This is a genomic window from Gemmatimonadaceae bacterium (assembly GCA_035533015.1).
Taxonomy (GTDB): Bacteria; Gemmatimonadota; Gemmatimonadetes; order Gemmatimonadales; family Gemmatimonadaceae; genus JAGWRI01.
Window position 1 is genome coordinate 45,387 of the sequence record DATLUQ010000044.1, and the last position, 16,375, is coordinate 61,761.

The 16,375-nt window shown below is 67.2% G+C and carries 15 protein-coding genes; 8 read left to right on the forward strand and 7 right to left on the reverse strand.

Going from position 1 to position 16,375, the window contains the following annotated elements; all coding sequences use genetic code 11:
• Window positions 1-60: 60 nt before the first annotated feature.
• On the reverse strand, window positions 61-2,172 hold the full coding sequence (locus VNF92_08180; protein HVA57853.1) for a TonB-dependent receptor: 2,112 nt from the start codon (window positions 2,170-2,172) through the stop codon (window positions 61-63).
• A 131-nt stretch (window positions 2,173-2,303) separates the two neighbouring features.
• Here VNF92_08180 and VNF92_08185 point away from each other — a divergent pair, with 131 nt between their 5' ends.
• Window positions 2,304-2,909 carry a sigma-70 family RNA polymerase sigma factor gene (locus VNF92_08185; GenBank protein HVA57854.1) on the forward strand — a complete coding sequence of 202 codons (606 nt, stop codon included), beginning with the start codon at window positions 2,304-2,306 and terminating at the stop codon, window positions 2,907-2,909.
• On the forward strand, window positions 2,906-3,172 hold the full coding sequence (locus VNF92_08190; protein HVA57855.1) for a zf-HC2 domain-containing protein: 267 nt from the start codon (window positions 2,906-2,908) through the stop codon (window positions 3,170-3,172). Before VNF92_08185 ends, VNF92_08190 begins: the two co-directional genes overlap by 4 nt.
• A gap of 23 nt (window positions 3,173-3,195) precedes the next feature.
• On the opposite strand, the gene VNF92_08195 is transcribed toward VNF92_08190, so the two are convergent.
• Together VNF92_08195 and VNF92_08200 are read right to left on the reverse strand one after the other, a co-directional pair.
• Window positions 3,196-3,654, reverse strand: a complete 459-nt coding sequence (locus VNF92_08195; protein HVA57856.1) for an OsmC family protein — start codon at window positions 3,652-3,654, stop codon at window positions 3,196-3,198.
• An 8-nt stretch (window positions 3,655-3,662) separates the two neighbouring features.
• Window positions 3,663-3,995: a tRNA-binding protein gene (locus VNF92_08200; GenBank protein ID HVA57857.1), complete on the reverse strand. Its 333-nt coding sequence runs from the start codon at window positions 3,993-3,995 to the stop codon at window positions 3,663-3,665.
• A 74-nt stretch (window positions 3,996-4,069) separates the two neighbouring features.
• On the opposite strand from VNF92_08200, the gene VNF92_08205 reads away from it, so the two are divergent.
• From VNF92_08205 to VNF92_08215, 3 genes are all read left to right on the forward strand, one after another.
• Window positions 4,070-4,417: a (2Fe-2S) ferredoxin domain-containing protein gene (locus tag VNF92_08205; GenBank protein HVA57858.1), complete on the forward strand. Its 348-nt coding sequence runs from the start codon at window positions 4,070-4,072 to the stop codon at window positions 4,415-4,417.
• A gap of 68 nt (window positions 4,418-4,485) precedes the next feature.
• Window positions 4,486-4,755 (forward strand): hypothetical protein, encoded by a 270-nt coding sequence (locus VNF92_08210; protein HVA57859.1) that lies wholly within the window; start codon window positions 4,486-4,488, stop codon window positions 4,753-4,755.
• A 66-nt stretch (window positions 4,756-4,821) separates the two neighbouring features.
• Window positions 4,822-5,145 (forward strand): hypothetical protein, encoded by a 324-nt coding sequence (locus tag VNF92_08215; protein HVA57860.1) that lies wholly within the window; start codon window positions 4,822-4,824, stop codon window positions 5,143-5,145.
• A gap of 10 nt (window positions 5,146-5,155) precedes the next feature.
• On the opposite strand, the gene VNF92_08220 is transcribed toward VNF92_08215, so the two are convergent.
• On the reverse strand, window positions 5,156-6,091 hold the full coding sequence (locus tag VNF92_08220; protein ID HVA57861.1) for a TerC family protein: 936 nt from the start codon (window positions 6,089-6,091) through the stop codon (window positions 5,156-5,158).
• 75 nt (window positions 6,092-6,166) lie between these two features.
• Between VNF92_08220 and VNF92_08225 the strand changes: the two genes are divergently transcribed.
• Entirely contained in the window at window positions 6,167-6,400 is a 234-nt protein-coding gene (locus VNF92_08225) for a hypothetical protein (GenBank protein HVA57862.1), read from the forward strand.
• An 87-nt stretch (window positions 6,401-6,487) separates the two neighbouring features.
• Here VNF92_08225 and VNF92_08230 read toward each other — a convergent pair whose 3' ends face one another.
• Window positions 6,488-8,599 carry a dehydrogenase E1 component subunit alpha/beta gene (locus tag VNF92_08230; protein ID HVA57863.1) on the reverse strand — a complete coding sequence of 704 codons (2,112 nt, stop codon included), beginning with the start codon at window positions 8,597-8,599 and terminating at the stop codon, window positions 6,488-6,490.
• A 384-nt stretch (window positions 8,600-8,983) separates the two neighbouring features.
• On the opposite strand from VNF92_08230, the gene VNF92_08235 reads away from it, so the two are divergent.
• The gene (locus VNF92_08235) at window positions 8,984-9,388 is read left to right on the forward strand and encodes an HNH endonuclease (GenBank protein ID HVA57864.1); all 405 of its coding nucleotides are present in this window, start codon (window positions 8,984-8,986) and stop codon (window positions 9,386-9,388) included.
• A 91-nt stretch (window positions 9,389-9,479) separates the two neighbouring features.
• Here the strand turns inward: VNF92_08235 and VNF92_08240 are convergent, their stop codons facing one another.
• The gene (locus tag VNF92_08240; protein HVA57865.1) at window positions 9,480-11,306 is read right to left on the reverse strand and encodes an NAD+ synthase; all 1,827 of its coding nucleotides are present in this window, start codon (window positions 11,304-11,306) and stop codon (window positions 9,480-9,482) included.
• A gap of 101 nt (window positions 11,307-11,407) precedes the next feature.
• On the opposite strand from VNF92_08240, the gene VNF92_08245 reads away from it, so the two are divergent.
• Window positions 11,408-13,456, forward strand: a complete 2,049-nt coding sequence (locus VNF92_08245; GenBank protein HVA57866.1) for a PBP1A family penicillin-binding protein — start codon at window positions 11,408-11,410, stop codon at window positions 13,454-13,456.
• A gap of 52 nt (window positions 13,457-13,508) precedes the next feature.
• Here VNF92_08245 and lon read toward each other — a convergent pair whose 3' ends face one another.
• The gene (gene lon, locus VNF92_08250) at window positions 13,509-16,100 is read right to left on the reverse strand and encodes an endopeptidase La (protein HVA57867.1); all 2,592 of its coding nucleotides are present in this window, start codon (window positions 16,098-16,100) and stop codon (window positions 13,509-13,511) included.
• Between the last annotated feature and the right edge of the window lie 275 nt (window positions 16,101-16,375).

Below are 16,375 nucleotides of genomic sequence, written 5' to 3' on the forward strand. Positions count from 1 at the left end.
GTCGCCATTCGAATTCCGCGCGGCGTCGAATCGCGCGAAATCTAGCGGGGCCGTGGTGCGCTAGGAGCCCAGGGTCAGCGACACGCCGAGATAGATGTTTCGCCCCGGCGCCGGCTCGTAATACCGGCCGTTCGCCGCGTTGATCACCACGGAGCTCACATACCGGCGGTCGAACACATTGTTCACGGCCACGAACGGGCGCACCCGCGAGCGGCCGGCCAGTCCGTCCCAGCCGGCGCGGACACCGACCGCGGTCCATGGCGCGGTGCGCGTGTCGAGGGTGTCGTCCACCAGGTAGCCCGACGTGTGCTGGAATTCGATGTCGGCCCAACCCCCGCGCGCGGCATCGGGAGCGGCGTGGAGCACCAGGTCGAGCCACTGCGGCGGAATGCCGGGCAGTTGCCGGCCCGCCAGGTTCCGGCCGTCAACCGTGTACTGCGTGTAGCGAAAGTCGGAGACGGTCCAGTTAGCGGAAACCGACCAGCCCGGTGCGAGTGCCAGCCGGCCGCCCATCTCGGCGCCGCGGTGACGAGACCTGCCGGCATTGCGGTAGAAGCTGCGCCCCGGCGACGTCGGCTCCTGGAATGCGATCAACTCCCCGCGCACCGCGGCCTGATACAGCGCAAACGAATAGGTCAAGCGATCGCCGGCCGCGCCGCGTAGGCCCACCTCGTACGTGGTGGCGGTCTGCGGGCCGAGCGCGGGGTTGAACCCGCCCGCCGTGTCGGGGCGGTTGGCCAGTTCGGTGGTAGTCGGCGTCTCGAACGACGAGCCGACATTGGCGTACACGGTGGTGGCGTCGCTCGCCCGCACGGTGAGTCCCGCCGATCCGCTCAGCGCGTGCATCAGCCGGTCGCCGGAGTCGTCGGGGTTGGTGGCCGTGACGAGGCGGTCGTGCACGTGGAATCCAATGTCGTCGTACCGCGCGCCCACCGTGAGGGTGGCGTATGGCGCGATCTCCAGCGCGCTCTGCACGAACGGTCCCACGGAGCTGACGTGTTCGAGTTGGTCGAGCGACCGAACGACGGTGGGTGAGCCGCCGACATTTCCGAAGTTGATGCGATCGTCGCGCTGCCACTGGGCGTCCAGTCCAGCGGTGAGCGTTTGCCGTAGCCTGCCGAACTGGACCGGGCGGCTCAGCGATCCGCGCAACCCATATGCCCGTCGGTGGAGATCGATGTACGCATACGTCAGCGGATTCTGCAGATCACGGGTGAGCGCATACACCGTGAACGACATCTGCCCACCGCCGTCGTCGAACCGATGCAGTGTGACGCCGCTCTGGAGTTGGGTGACCGACTTGCCGGCGGCGGTGGCGACGTAGGCCGGCGGCGCCGAATCGGGATTGGCCGCCAGCTCGGCGGCGGTGAGCGAACCCGGGTTGTCGGCGCGTGGATCATCGGCGGCGTCGATGAGCGCCGTGAGTGTCCACGCGCCGGATACCGGCAGTATCAACCGTCCGTTGAGAGTGCGCAGATCCGTCGTGCTGTGCTGGCGCTCACCCGTATAGCCGAGGCGCGATGCCGTGAGCTGGGCGACGCCATCGCCCACCCGCCACCGCGTCGTGCTGAGCCACTTGCTCCACGTGCGGTCGAGACCGGCGCCGCTCGCGCCGCCCGTGGTGCTGATCTGCTCGGTGGCGTGGGCCGGCGGCACGGGATCGCTCCAGATGCTGATCACCCCGCCGGCGGCGTTGCCGAACAGCGCGGACGACGATCCGCGCAGCACTTCGATGCGGTCGGCCTCTCCCAACTCGACGTTGGTGAGCTGCCCCTGGCCGTCGGGGAGCGTTTGGGGAATGCCATCGAGCAGCACGGTGATGCCGCGCACGGCGAACGCCGAGCGCGCTCCGAATCCGCGAATGGAGATGCGCTGATCCACCGAAAAGTTGTACCGGTTGGCCACGTACACGCCAGGCACGAGCGCGAGGGATTCGTCCAGCCCCAGGGTGGCGCGTCCGCGGTCGATCGCGGTCCGGCCCACGACGGCCGTGGCGTTGGGCACGCGGTCGCGGGGCACGCCCGAGCGCGTGGCGGAGACGGCCACCGGCGGCAGTTCGGCGGCGGTCGAGTCGCGGCGTGTCGAGTCGGCCCGCGTGGCCTGGGCGGCGAGCGGGGAGGCCAGGGGCGAGGCGAGCAGGAACCACAAGGCGCGGGTGGCGCTTAGTCGCACGGAGGGAGTCTAGGGTGATGACCTGTTGCGTACGTGGCGGAGTTATCTTGGGAGACGATGGCATCGCCGAACGATCGGCGGCACACCCTGGTCGTGCCGAAGATCGCGGCGTTACCTTGATGCGTCAAACCATGAATCGGCCCACCTCCGACGACGCACCCGACAGCGGCACCGACGCGGCCTTCGAACGCGAAGCGCTGCCCTGGCTCGACGACGTCCATCGCTTCGCGTTGTCGCTCACGCGCGACGCCAGCGATGCGGACGATGTGGTCCAGGAAACGTATCTGCGTGCCTACCGATCCTGGCACACCTACACCCCGGGCAGCGACTGCCGCCGGTGGCTGTTCACCATCTGCCGCAACGTGTTCCTGCGGTCGCTCGAACGGGAGCGGCCCATGGTGGACATCGAGGACGCGGAGCGCGACGTGATCGGCGCCGGGCAGGTGTATGCCGCGGCGCTGGAGGAAGGGTACACCGATCTGTTCGCGCGCCTCGATATCTTGCCTGCCATCGAGCGCGCCGTGCGCGAACTGCCGGAACCCTTTCGCTCCGCCATGGTGATCGTGGACATCGAGGACCAACCGTACGAGGCCGCGGCCGAGATCCTCGGCGTGCCCATCGGCACCATCCGGTCGCGACTGTTCCGCGGCCGGCGGCTGGTGCAGGAGCGGCTGTTGGCGTACGCGCGTGACATCGGGGTCGCGCGCGGAGTACGAAAGACCGAGGAGGCCGGATGAGCGGCGCACAGATTCCCCCACTGCCCCCGGAATGTCTCGAGGTGCTCAAGCACGTGTGGGACTATCTCGACGAGCAGCTCACGGACGAGACCACCGAGCGGTTGCGCGCCCATATCGCCGAATGCCGCGGGTGCTTCGAATACAAGGCGTTCCACGAGCACTTCTTCGATGCCGTCCACGCCCTGAACCGGCGGCAGGGCGCGTCGCCCGACCTGCGCGCCAAGGTGTTGCAGGGGCTGCGCGAGGAGGGATTCGCGCGCTGACGGGCGGCGGGCGGGCGCCGTCGTCAGCGCCCGATCTTCTGACGGACCACCTCGCCCCGCTCCCCGTTGAGCGTGACCACTGTCTGGATCACGACATCCGGGGCGAGCGAGGACGCCACCGAGCAGTAGCGTTCCAGTGAGAGCATCACAGCGCGTTCAGCGTGGCTCCGTTCGACCCCGGGGGCCGTGACGTGGAATGTGAGGTCGATGGCGAGAAACCGGCGAGGATGCGTGGCGCGCCGCTCGCCCACGACCTCGACCTCCAGTGCCGCCACCGGCGTGTGGCGCTTGGCGAGGATGTCCACCACGTCCACCGCGCTGCACGTGGCGAGGGCGCTGAGCAGGACGTCGGGCGGGGACTGGGCGGTGACGCCGTCGCCATCGATGCGAGCCGCCGGCTGGCCCACGCGGCCAGCATCGAAGCGCCGCTCGCCCTGCCACACGGCGCGGATCATGTTCACCGGTTTGACCGGGGGTGTCATGGGCCGTCCTAGCCGATACGCGTGCCGTTGGGCACCGGCTGGTCGAGGTTGAGCAGTACGATTTCCGTGGACGTGGGCAGCGCGCCGAGCACCAACACCTGGCTCTCGAACCCGGCAATACGGCGCGTGCCGAGGTTGACTGCGGCCACCACTTGCCGACCGACGAGCGTTTCAGGCGTGTAATGCACCGTGAGTTGCGCACTCGAGCGGCGGATCCCGACCTCGGGACCGAAGTCGACGGTGAGCTTGATCGCCGGCTTCCGTGCCTCGGGAAATGGATGGGCGGCGAGCACCGTGCCCACACGCAAATCGATGGCGGCGAACTCGTCGGGGTTGGCCATGTGTCCAACTTAGCGACGCCAGCGGACGGCGACACCCGTCGTGGCGCGGGCGGCTAAATTGTGGGCATCTCCCCATGCCTCTGACGCCGCAGCAGCTCGCCCCCCTCATGGAGCCATATGCCCGCCACGTATTGGTGTGCGTGGGCGGATACTGCGCGCCAGATCGGGAAGGACGGGAGTTGTACCGCCTGCTCCCCGAGCTGCTGCAGCGCGAGGGGCTGCTGTACGGGCCGCGGCGGGTAAAACGGGGCGAGACCCCTTGCCTGGGGGTGTGTGGCGGAGGGCCGATCGTCGTGGTGTACCCCGAGGGGGTCTGGTATGCGGGAGTCACCCCCGTGCTGCTCGAGCGGATCGTCGTGGAGCACCTGCGGGACGGGCGGGTGGTGGAGGAGGCGGTGTTCCACCGGCTGGAACGGCGCTGACTGGGGTCGCTTGCGGTGGGCGTCTGTCGGCCGCACCTTGTCCCGCCCCGTCCTTCCATCGTCAGCCGATGTCCGACGACATTCTCTACCAGCGATTCCTGGCTTCTGGCCCCGCCGTACGCATCAGGCGCACGAGCGACGCCGGAGTGTTTCCCGTGACCGCCGTGTTGGAAGTCGATCGGCGGGGCGGTGTCCCGCGCGAAAACGAGGCGGGCGCCCCACCGCCACTCATGCATTGCGAAGGGGCCACGGCGGCCGAGGTCCTGGCTCTCCTGGAACCGGCGGCGCGGGACGACCGGATCATCGTGCAGTTGATGCGAGACAGGCAGCTTCGCTGACCGGCCGATTGCTCCGCCGTCGCCGGGCGGCTATGTTGCCCCGCACACTGCTCCTGGGCCGCATCGATGGCTGACGAACCCCTACAATCCCGCCGCATGATGGTGAGCGCCGCCAAGCGGTTGCTCGCAACGGGGGGTAAGGACCGCCAGCACGATCCGGCCGATGACGTCCCTCGATTGACCCTCAGCGCCCTCGAGAAGATCCGTATGTCCCGCTCCCGCGATCGTATTCTGAGCAACCTGGACGACATGTACCGCGAGGCCTTCGACCGCGCGAAAGCCGCCGACGATCCCTCGCAAATGACGACGCTCGACTTCGCGTACCGGCGAGAGCAGCTCTACCTGGAAATCCTGCTCGACATCCGCGACGCGATGGAGCGCCGGGGCTGACGGCCAGCGGTCAGCGGTCGGGCGCGTGTCTCGGCCACGCCAGGGACGCTGCCACCGAGACGACCAGCACGAAGAGGATCACGGCCAGCGACGCCCCGATCGGCACCTTCACCCAGGGATCGACCAGCATCTTCACGCCAATGAAGGTGAGAATCGCCGACAGGCCGTACTTGAGTAGGTAGAAACGATCGATCACGCTCACCAGCAGGAAGAACAGGGAGCGGAGCCCCAGCACGGCGAAGATGTTCGACGTGAACACGAGAAACGGGTCTCGGGTCACTCCGAAGATCGCGGGAATCGAATCGATCGCGAATGCGAGGTCGGTGACCTCGACCATCACCAGCACGAGGAGCAGCGGCGTCGCCAGCCGGCGCACGCCGTCCCGGGTGAAAAATCGCGCGTCGTCGTAGTGCGGGGTCATGGGCACGAACCGACGCGTGAGGCGGACGGCCAGATTCTTCTCGCCGTCGAAATCGGCCGAGTCGTCGTGGAACGCCATGCGCAAGCCGGTGAACACGAGCAACGCGCCGAACACGTAGAGCACCCACTCGAACCGGGCCAACAGCAGCGCCCCGACCGCGATGAACACCCCGCGCAGCACGAGCGCGCCGAGGATACCGTAAAAGAGCACGCGGTGGTGGGCGCGCTTCGGTACGCCGAAGTACGTGAAGATCAGCGCGATGACGAAGATGTTGTCGGCGCTCAGCGATTCCTCGAGGAGGTAGCCGGTGAGGAAGGTGAGCGCGGTGCCGCGGGGCTCGAAGATGCGCAACACGAGCGCGAACAACAGGGCCAGGGTCACCCACAGCACCGTCCACATCGCCGCCTCGCGCGGCCGTACCTCGTGCGCCTCCCGATGGAAGACACCCAGGTCCAGCGCCAGCATCGTGAGCACGAAGGCGAGGAAGCCAACCCAGAACCAGATGTTGGTGGCGATGCTGTGCATGGGGGAGCAACTGGTGGCGAAGGTCTCTGAAAGTTAACGTGGAGCGGTCAGTTCCCCGCGCTTCCACGTTCCGTGATGCCCGACCCCGATTCCACTCTCCGCGCCGTGATCACGCACGTGATCGTGAACGCTCGCATCGCCACCGGCCAGCCGCGCCGTCCGTGGGTCGATGCTGCGGCACTGGCCGGCGACCGGGTAGCGCGCGTGGGATCGAGTGCCGAGATTCGCAAGTTCGCGCCGGAAGGCGCGCGGGTCGTCGACGCGCAGGGCGCGGAGCTCACGCTCGACGACCTGTCGCGCTATGGCTGAGGGCGCGCACCAAACGCGCGCCGTGAGCAAGCGGCCCGCGTCCGGAACGAACGATGTCCGTGCGGCCGGGGGCGGGTGCGTGCCGTCCTAGAACGCGGCGATGTCGCGGAATGCGGCCTTGAACGTCTCCACCTGAGGCAGAATGGCGTCTTCGAGTTGCGGCGCGTATCCGACGAACGTGTCGGCGCTCGCCACGCGCTTCACCGGGGCGTCCAGCCATGGGAAACATTCGTCGGCGATGGCGGCGGCGATCTCCGCGCCGTAGCCCCACGACAGCGAATCCTCGTAGGCAACGATCACGCGCGACGTCTTCTTCACACTCGCATACACCGAGTCGCGATCCCACGGCGAGAGCGTCCGCAGGTCGATCACCTCGACGCTCAACCCCGTCTCTTCGGCCGACTGGTTGGCCGCCATGAAGGCGCGATGAACCGTGGCGCCGTAGGTCACGACGGTTATGTCGGTGCCTTCGCGCACGACCTTGGCCTTGCCGAACGGGATCATGAAGTTCGGTCCGGGATACGCCGCCTTGTTGTAGGTCTGGCGATACAGGTGCTTGTGCTCGAGAAAGAGCACCGGGTCTTCGCAGCGAATGGCGGTGCGGAGCAGACCGTTGGCGTCGAGCGCCGTGGCCGGGCACACGACGCGCAGCCCTGGCGTGTGGGTGAACAGGGAAGCACCGGTCTGGGAGTGGTAGATGGCGCCGCGGATGTAGCCGCCGTAGGTGGTGCGCACCACCACGGGCGAGGTGAACTGCCCGTTGGACCGCCACCGCATGGTGGCTAGCTCGTTGCGGAGTTGCATGTAGGCCGGCCAGATGTAATCGAAGAACTGGATCTCGACTACGGGCTTGAACCCACGCAGCGCGAGACCGATCGCGCGACCGACGATATTGGCCTCGGCCAGCGGCGAGTTGAAGACGCGGTCGCTGCCGAACTCCTTCTGCAGCCCCCACGTGACTTTGAACACGCCGCCCTTGCCCTTGACCTTGTCCAGATACTCGTCGCGCGATACGTCGGCCACGTCCTCGCCGAACACCAGCATCTTGGCGTTGCGGCGCATCTCGTCCTTCATGCACGCGTTGAGCAGGTCCACCATCGTCGTCTCATTGCCCGAGAATTGGGGGTCGTCCTCGGTGTCGAACTGTTCCGAGGTGGGATCGACGTCCTCGGAATAGACATGCTGGTAGACGGTCTCGGCCCCCGGCTGCGGCTGGGCCAGCGCGTCGTCGGTGGCGGCCAATACCTCCGCGTCCACCTCTTCCTGGATCCTGGCAAGATCCTTCTCGGTCGCCAGGCCTTCTGCCACGAGCCATTTGGGGAACTGGGTGACCGGGTCGCGCGCGGCATCGGCGTCGCGCTCCTTGGGCGGCCGGTACATGACCTCGTCGTCGGACAGGGAGTGTGAGTACGGACGAATCACATGTGCGTGAACCAGCGCCGGCCCCTTGCGCTTGCGGGCATGGTCCACGGCCTTCTGCATGGCGGCGTACGATGCGAGCAGGTCGCATCCATCCACCTCCTGCACGAACAGGCCGGGAAACCCGCCCACGATCTTGGAAATGCTGCCGCCAGCCGTGTTCACCTCGACCGGCACCGAGATCGCGTACCCGTTGTCCTCCACCAGATAGACGATGGGGAGTTTCAGGTTGGTCGCTGTGTTGAGCGACTCCCAGAACTCGCCCTCACTGGTCGTGCCGTCGCCGGTGGTGACGAGCACGACCTCGTCTTTCTCGAACCCTTCGGTGATGCCGAGCAGTCTGGCGCGGAGGGTGGCCTCGGCGGTGCCCACGGCCTGCAAGAACTGCGTGCCGGTGGGCGAGGAGACCGAGACGACGTTCAGTTCCTTCATGCCCCAGTGGCTCGGCATCTGGCGGCCACCCGAGTTCGGATCGGCGGCGGCGCCCACGGCGGAGTAGAGCATCTGGGCCGCCGTCTCGCCCAGCTCAAGGCACAGCGCCCGGTCGCGGTAGTACAGGAAGAACCAGTCGTGGGCGGGCTTCAACACCATACCGGCGGCGGTGAGCACCGCCTCGTGCCCCGCGCCCGAGATCTGGAAGAAGATCTTGTTCTGGCGTTTGAGCTGGATCTCCTTGTCGTCGAGCCGGCGCGACAGGAGCATCGTCTTATACGCGGCGAGAAGCTGGCTGCGCGACAGGACCTGCGCGCCGCGGCGCTCCGCTTTGGTCGAAGTAGCCATAGTTGGATCCGTTCGAGTGCAGACGGCGCGCGGCCGGGGCCGCGCGGGTCGAGACGGTACAGCGTTGTAAAGCTAGTCGCGACGTTCGGAGTCGGACAGTCGGACGGTCCCCGAGGCCAGGCCCGTGGCGCACGTGGGGGAAAATGACTCTTGCGCGTGGCCGCGCAGTATCACATTTATGGGCCGGCGGGCACAGGGTCCGTTTCACGCCAACCGGAGGCGCATGAGCACGCGGGTCCGACAGCGATCATTCGACTGTCCCGTGCGGGCGCGCGAGCGCCGCATCTGCTCTGCCATCCGAAGCCGGCCGCTCCAGGCCGTTGCGACACCCCGCGAAGGGACTTCCGTCCCGTCGCGGGGTGTCTTCTCTTTCAGCGAGGTGAAATGTCCGGCCGTCGGCACTATCACCACGTCTCCCTCCCCCGTGTCCCGCGCGCGCCGCGCCGCGCCCGCCGGACGCATCCTGCCCAACAGAAGCGCGCGCTCAAGCGTGCGGCCATGCGCGACTGCGGCCGCCGCTGCGTGTACTGCGGGACGTGCCTCGACTTCGAGTACGCCACGCTGGACCACGTGTACCCGCTCGCGAAGGGGGGCACCCACTATCCGGGCAACCTCGTCCTGGCCTGCTGTCGCTGTAATCGACTGAAGAGCGACATGCTTCCGCACGAATTCTTCGCCCGGTTTCCGTGGGCGGGGATGAACTTCATTCGCTACGCGAGAACGGTGCATCGGGCACTCAAGCGGTGCGCCCGCCGGGCGGTGAGTCTCGCGTATGCCGAAGCGGCGTAAACGGCGAAAACACGATCACTGAAACCTGCAGGCCGCGAGCGCCGTGCGCTGACGACTCTCGGCTCCCAGCTTGCCGGGGCAGTTGCCGGGCTCAGTAGTCCACGGGCCGAAGGTAACTCTCGCCGATCGCAGTCGGACTGAGCATGGCGACCGTCGGCAGCTTGCGCTTCCAGTGCGTGCGCGCCACGCGTTTCTGCACGAGCGCCACCTCGGCCGGGTCAAGTCCTCGGGCCACGAGGTCAGCCTCGGAGTAGCCGCACAGGAACCAGTTGAGGATCTCGTCGGCCCGGGCATAGCTGATCCCGAAATCCGCCTCGTCGGTCTGCCCGGCCACGAGGTCGGCGGTCGGGGGCTTGTCGACGATGACGTCGGGCACACCCAGATGCCGGGCCAGCGTCCACACCTGCGTCTTGAAGAGATCGCCGAGCGGATTGACCGGCGGGGCATCGTCGGCGTGCCAGGTGAAGTAGCCGAACATGCGCTCGGTCTTGTTCCCGGTACCAAGGGGAATGGCCGTATCGCGAGCCGAGAGGTCGAACAGCACGATCATCCGCATGCGCGCCATGACGTTGCCGCGTCGCTGCGGATCGGCGTCGGGCGTCGTCTGCAGGTAGCCGTCCACGCCGGCGGTGATGTCCACCGTGCGGCCTTCGATGCCGAGGCGGTCGATCACGAGTTGGCCATGGGCGCTGCTCTCGGCGCTCGATGTGCGGTAGGGCATGCGAACGCCGATCACGTTCTCCGGTCCAAGAGCGCGCGCAGCGAGGAACGCCGTGACCGCCGAGTCGACGCCGCCCGACACGCCGACCAGCGCCTTGGCGTAACCGCGTTGCCGCACCTCGTCACGCAGGAACTCAACCAGCCAACGCTCGGTGAGCGCCGGATCGATCTCCAACGGCACCGGTGGCCGCTGCACGGCGTTGCCGTCGACCACCAAGACCGGCGTTGCCGGAGCCGGCGCGGTGCCGCGCGCGGGTACGTTCCTTAGGACGGCGGGGTCGTACGAGATCGTGGCCGGCACGCGGCGCTCCACGCGCTCCATCGACGCGCGCAGATGTGGGGCCATCACCTCGAGGTCGGCAAGCAGCGGCTGGTCGGCGCGCGCCCGCGCCACGTCGGCGAAGTCGAGAGCGTAGGTCACCAGCGCTTCCGTCCACAGAGGCCCGCGCACCAGCACCTCCCCCTTGGGGCCGGCGATCATCGACGCGCCGGGAAACATGCGTCCGCCCTCGCTTCCGGCGAGATTGGCCAAAATCACGAACGCGCCGTGCTCGTCCGCCATGTCGCGGGCCAGCCGCTCCCAACGGCTCACGCTCGCCGGGACGCCCGAGCCGTCGCTCTCGAGCCATGGCCCGCGCGCTGGCGGGGCGGTGGGCACGAACAGCACCTGGGCGCCGTCCAGGGCGGCCACCGTGGCCGTCATGCTGTGCCATGCGTCCTCGCAGATGAGTATCGCCGCGCGTCCCCACGGAGCGTCGAAGGCGCGAATTTCCCGCCCGCGCTCTACGAAGCGCTCTTCGTCGAACAGCCCGTACGTCGGCAGGAACATCTTCCGATGCACATGGCGAATCACCGGCTCGGTGTTCCCCACCGTCACATACGCACCGCTGTTGTAGAGCTTTCCGTTCCACGATTCGTAGAATCCGATGACCACGTCCAGCGTGCTGTCCCCCGGCACCGCAGCGCGATAGGTGCGCTGCAGGTCGGCGGCCAACGTCCCTGCAGTCACCGCGTGCTCCCGGACGCCGCCCTCCAGGAAATACCCGGTGAGCGCCGACTCGGGCAGGCAGAGCACCTGCGGGCGGGGCTGCTCGGCGTCGACCTGGGCGAACAGCCCGCGTAGCCGTGCCAGGTTGCCGTCGTAGTCGCCCTTGCGCGGTCGGAACTGTGCGAGGGCTAGGTGGAGGAGTGCGGTCATATGCCGTATAAGCATCGCGGGAGGTGACGCGCCGGGCAACCATGGGACCCCGCGCGGGTATCTTATCAGGAAGAATGCCCAATCCGACGACACTTGCCGGCATGAGGACCGGCCGACGATTGGCGCTGGTCGGCGCGATGATGTTCGTGGCCGGCTCGGCGCGCGCCCAACAGAGCGAGTCGATCGCTTGCGCCCCGCGCCTGGGTCCCACGCCCGGCGAGGCCTGGCAGATCGTGCCGTTACCACAATCGTCGCTCGTGTTCGCGCGCGACGGCTCCCTGATTGGCGAGATCGGCACCGACTGGCGCACCAGCATCGCGCTCTCCACGCTGCCCAAGTACGTCCCCGAAGCGTTCATCGCCGTGGAGGACAAGCGGTTCTACGAGCACAACGGCGTGGACCTCGTGGGAATCGCCGGCGCGCTCAAGGACGTCGTTACCGAAGGGGATGTGCGTGGCGCCAGCACGATCACCCAGCTCGTCGTCGGCAACATGCACCCCAATCTCATCAACCGGCGCGATCGCAGTATCTCGCGCAAGCTTCACGAGCAGGCGGCGGCCCGCGAGATGGAGAAGCACTACAACAAAGCGCAGATTCTCGAGGCCTTTCTCAACAGCATCAACTTCGGGCATCGGTGGTGCGGCATCGAAGAGGCGGCCCGCCACTACTTCGGCAAAGACGCTTCGCAGCTCACCCTGCCCGAGGCGGCTTCGCTGGCCGCGCTGCCCAAGTCGCCGGCCGGTTATGATCCGGCGCGCCATCCCGATCGCAACAAGGATCGGCGCGATCTGATCCTCGGCCTGATGGCTGACCAGGGGTACATCACGCGGCAGGCCGCCGACCAGGCCAGAGCCACGCCGCTCGTCACCGTGCCTGACGCGGGATTCTCGGTGCGCGCCCCGTACTTCGTGGACGCCGTGGAGGAGGCCGCGAGGGCCGCCGGGGTCCCGCTGGCCAGCGGTGGCCTGCGCATCTACACCACCGACAATCCGGCGCTGCAGCGCGACGCGGAGCGGGCACTCGCGGACGGCGCCGCCAAGGTCGAAGCCCGGCCTGGTTACAAGCATCCAAAGTTCGATCCGGCGCATCCTACGCGCACGAACTATCTGCAGGGCATGGTGGTGGCCGTCGATCCCTACACCGGCGATGTCGAAGCGCTCGTCGGCGGACGGGATTACGCGGCGTCGCCGTACGATCGGGCGGTGAATGCCCAGCGCCAGCCGGGCTCGTCGTTCAAGCCGTTCGTGTATGCCAAGGCGCTGGAGGACGGAATCACCGCGAATACGATCGTGCCCGACACGGCGCTCTCCATCACGCTGCCCAATGGCGACGTATACGAGCCCAAGGACGACGACGGGAAGTTCCTGGGTGCGATGACGATCCGCGAGGCGCTGGTCCACTCGCGCAACTCGGTGGCGATCCAGCTCGGTCAGATGATCGGCATGGATTCGGTGGCTGCGCTCGCGCACCGCATGGGAATCGAAACACCCATCGCCGTCGTGCCGTCGAGCGCGATCGGCGCATCGGTGGTGCGGCCGCTCGACTTCGTCACGGCGTATTCGGCCTTCGCGAACAACGGGCTCGCCGTCACCCCGCGGCTGGTGACCCATATCGATGACCGCTACGGCCGCACCGTGTATGCGGCGCCCGACAGCACGCCGGTGCGCGTGCTCGACCCGGCCGTGGCTTACATCGTACGCGACATGATGAAGGATGTCACGGAGCGGGGCACGGGACGCGTGGCCCGCCAGATGGTCCCCGACAATATTCCGATCGCCGGCAAGACGGGCACCACGAACGACAACGTTGACGTATGGTTCGTCGGCATGACGCCGCGCTTGGTGGCCGGTGTGTGGCTGGGCTTCGACCAGAATGAGCCCATCGCGCTCGGCGTGGCCGGTGGGTCGCTTGCCGCGCCGGTGTGGGGCGAGTTGATCAGCGATTACTACGCGGGGAGGAGCGCCGGCCAGTTCCCGCCCGCGCCGGATCTGGTGTTCGCCGACTACAACCGTGCCACTGGACAGCCGGCTGACGATCTCACGCCGCCCGACGACCTCTATACGGAGTTCTTTGTGCCCGGCACCGGGCCCACCGCCACGCGCGACGACCCATGGAAGGTCCCACAGTGGGGGGCGCTCCTCATCCATTGACGGCGCCGCGACTCCGCCGCGCCGCCGTGTGAGGCACGGGCCGGCGGGAGGGTCAGCCCTGCCCGGCCCCTACCATCTCGTCGGCCAGATCTTCCATCGCGTGCACGCTCTCGGCCCCGCCGCCGGCCGGCAGCAGGGCGATCGCGAATACCTCGTCCAGCGTCGTCACCGCGTGGAACGTCATCTGCTCCCGAACATCGGCCGGGATATCCTCGAGATCCGCCTCGTTGTCCTTGGGCAGAATGACGTGCGTGATCCCGGCCCGATGCGCGCCGAGCACCTTCTCCTTGAGCCCGCCGATGGGCATCACCCGGCCGCGCAACGAAGTCTCTCCTGTCATCGCGACGTCCTTGCGCACCGGGCGGTTGGACATGGCGCTCACCAGCGCCGTGGCCATCGTCACGCCGGCCGATGGGCCGTCCTTCGGAATGGCGCCGGCCGGCACGTGGATGTGGACCTCGATCGACCCCAGCTTATCGGCCGGAATGTTGAGCAAGTCGGCGTGCGTGGCGGCGTACGTGAGCGCGGCACGCGCGCTCTCCTTCATGACGTCGCCCAGTTGCCCGGTGAGAATGAGCGACAGGCTGCCCCATCCGCTCACCTGGGTGCGGGCGTCCTCCGGCTGCGCAGGTCCCGCCCCGTACAAGCGGCGGATGGCGGCTTCGACGAACATGATGTCGCCCCCTGCGGGGGTATAGTACATGCCCGTCGCCACCCCGATCTCGCTCTCCTCGGCTGCGTGTTCCGGGTGCACCCGCGGGCGGCCGAGGAGCTGCCGCACCTCGTCGGCATCGATGAGATTGTCGTCGATCAGCGCGGTATCGCCCGCCGCCACGCGGCGGGCCACCTTCCGCGCCACGGCGCCGATCTGCCGCTCCAACTGGCGCACGCCGCTCTCCCGGGTGTACTTGCTGACCACGGCCATCACGGCGTCATCGCTGAACGTGATCCCCTTCTCGCCCAAGCCATTCTCCTCGAGCTGGCGCGGAATGAGGTACTTCTTGGCGATTTCGGCCTTCTCGCGCTCCGTATATCCGGCAAACTCGACCACTTCCATGCGGTCGAGCAGCGGACCCGGAATGTTCTGGATCAGGTTCGCCGTGGCGACGAACAGCACTTCACTCAGGTCGAACGGAATGCCCAAGTAGTGGTCGGTGAACGTGTCGTTCTGCGCCGGATCGAGTACCTCGAGCAACGCGCTCGCCGGATCGCCCTGGAAGCTCACGCCCAGCTTGTCGACTTCGTCTAGTAGGAACACGGGATTCTTGGTGCCGGCCTGCTTCATCCCCTGGACGATACGACCAGGCATGGCGCCCACGTAGGTGCGCCGGTGGCCACGGATGTCGGCCTCATCCCGCGCTCCGCCCAGCGCCGCCCGCACGTATTTGCGGCCGAGCGCGCGCGCGATCGACTTGGCAATCGACGTCTTGCCCACGCCTGGCGGGCCCACGAACAACAGAATTGGGCCCTTGGCCATGGCCCGGGCTTTGGCTTCCTTGGCGTCGGTGATCGTGCGTTCGTCGTCGCCCTTGGCAAGCGACGGGGTCGCGTCTTCCTTGACGGCCTGGATCTTCACGATCGGCATCTCGCCGGTCTTCTTCAGTTCGTCGGCGATCTGCTGCGCGCGCAACTGGCGCACGGCCAGGAACTCGAGCACCCGGTCCTTCACGTCGGGCAGTCCGTAATGGTCCTCTTCGAGGATCGTCGAGGCGTTCTTGAGGTCGAGGTCGTCGTCGGACCGTGCGTTCCATGGCAATTCGGCGATCCACTCGAGATACGTGCGGATGACTTGTGCTTCCATGGACTCGCGACCCGCACGCTCCAAGCGCCCCAGCTCGCGCTCGACCTCGGCCCGCGCTTCCTTGGGTAGCTCGAGTTTGTTCAGCTTCCCGCGCAGTTCCTCGATTTCCTTCGAGGCATCATCGTCGCCCAGTTCCTTCTGGATGGCCTTCATCTGCTCGCGCAGGAACATCTCCCGCTGGCGCTCCCCCAACTCCTCCTGGACCTGCGACTTGATCTCCTCCTGCATCTCGATCATCCCGATCTGCTTCTGCACGTGCACGAGCACGCGGCGCAGCCGCTCCTCGACGCTCAGGATTTCGAGCAGCCCCTGCTTCTCCGCGGTGGGAAGATCGATGTAGCCAGCCACGAGGTCGGCGAACCGGCCCGGATCGGTGACCGAGTCGAGCACCTGATGCACGACCTCTTCCGGAAGTCCGCGTCGTTCGCCGAGTTCACCGGCGCGTTCCCGGATCTCTTTGTACAGTGCGACGAATGCCGGATCTTCTTCGTTCGCCGGCTTCATTTCCTCCACGTCCACGACGACGGCGCTCAGATAGCCCTCGTTGGAACTGTACTGGAGCGCCGTGGCGCGCTGCTCGCCGTTGAGCAGCAATTGCACGCCGCCCAATCCACGCTGGATCTGGCCGATGCGAGCCACCACGCCCATCGCGTACAGAATTTCCGGAGCCGGCTCGTCCGTGTTGTCGCGCTGGGCGACCGCGAACACCAGTCGATCAGCCTTCAAGGCTGCTTCGATCGCCCGTAGCGTCCCTGGCCGGCCGGCGGCGATCGGCGCCGTTAGCCCCGGGAAGATCACGGTCCCGCGAAGCGGCAGAACCGGCAGAGTATGGCGTTGAGCCATGCGAATCACATGCTCCGAGAAGAGGGTAGCGACACTACCAATGATCACTACCGAGTCAATGCACGGTCCGTTCCAGAATTCTGGCGACACGACCTAAGTGAGTGCGGACATGCACTTAGTCACCATTGGCCGCGAGTCCGTCGCCCCACTGTGGGGGCCCGTCCTGTGGAGTTACGACACCCTGGCGGGATTTGCAACTTCGACCCGCTACTCTGACGTAGTGACACTGCCGAACCGGCGCGTCCTTTCCAGAAGTACCCAGTCGTGCTAAGATG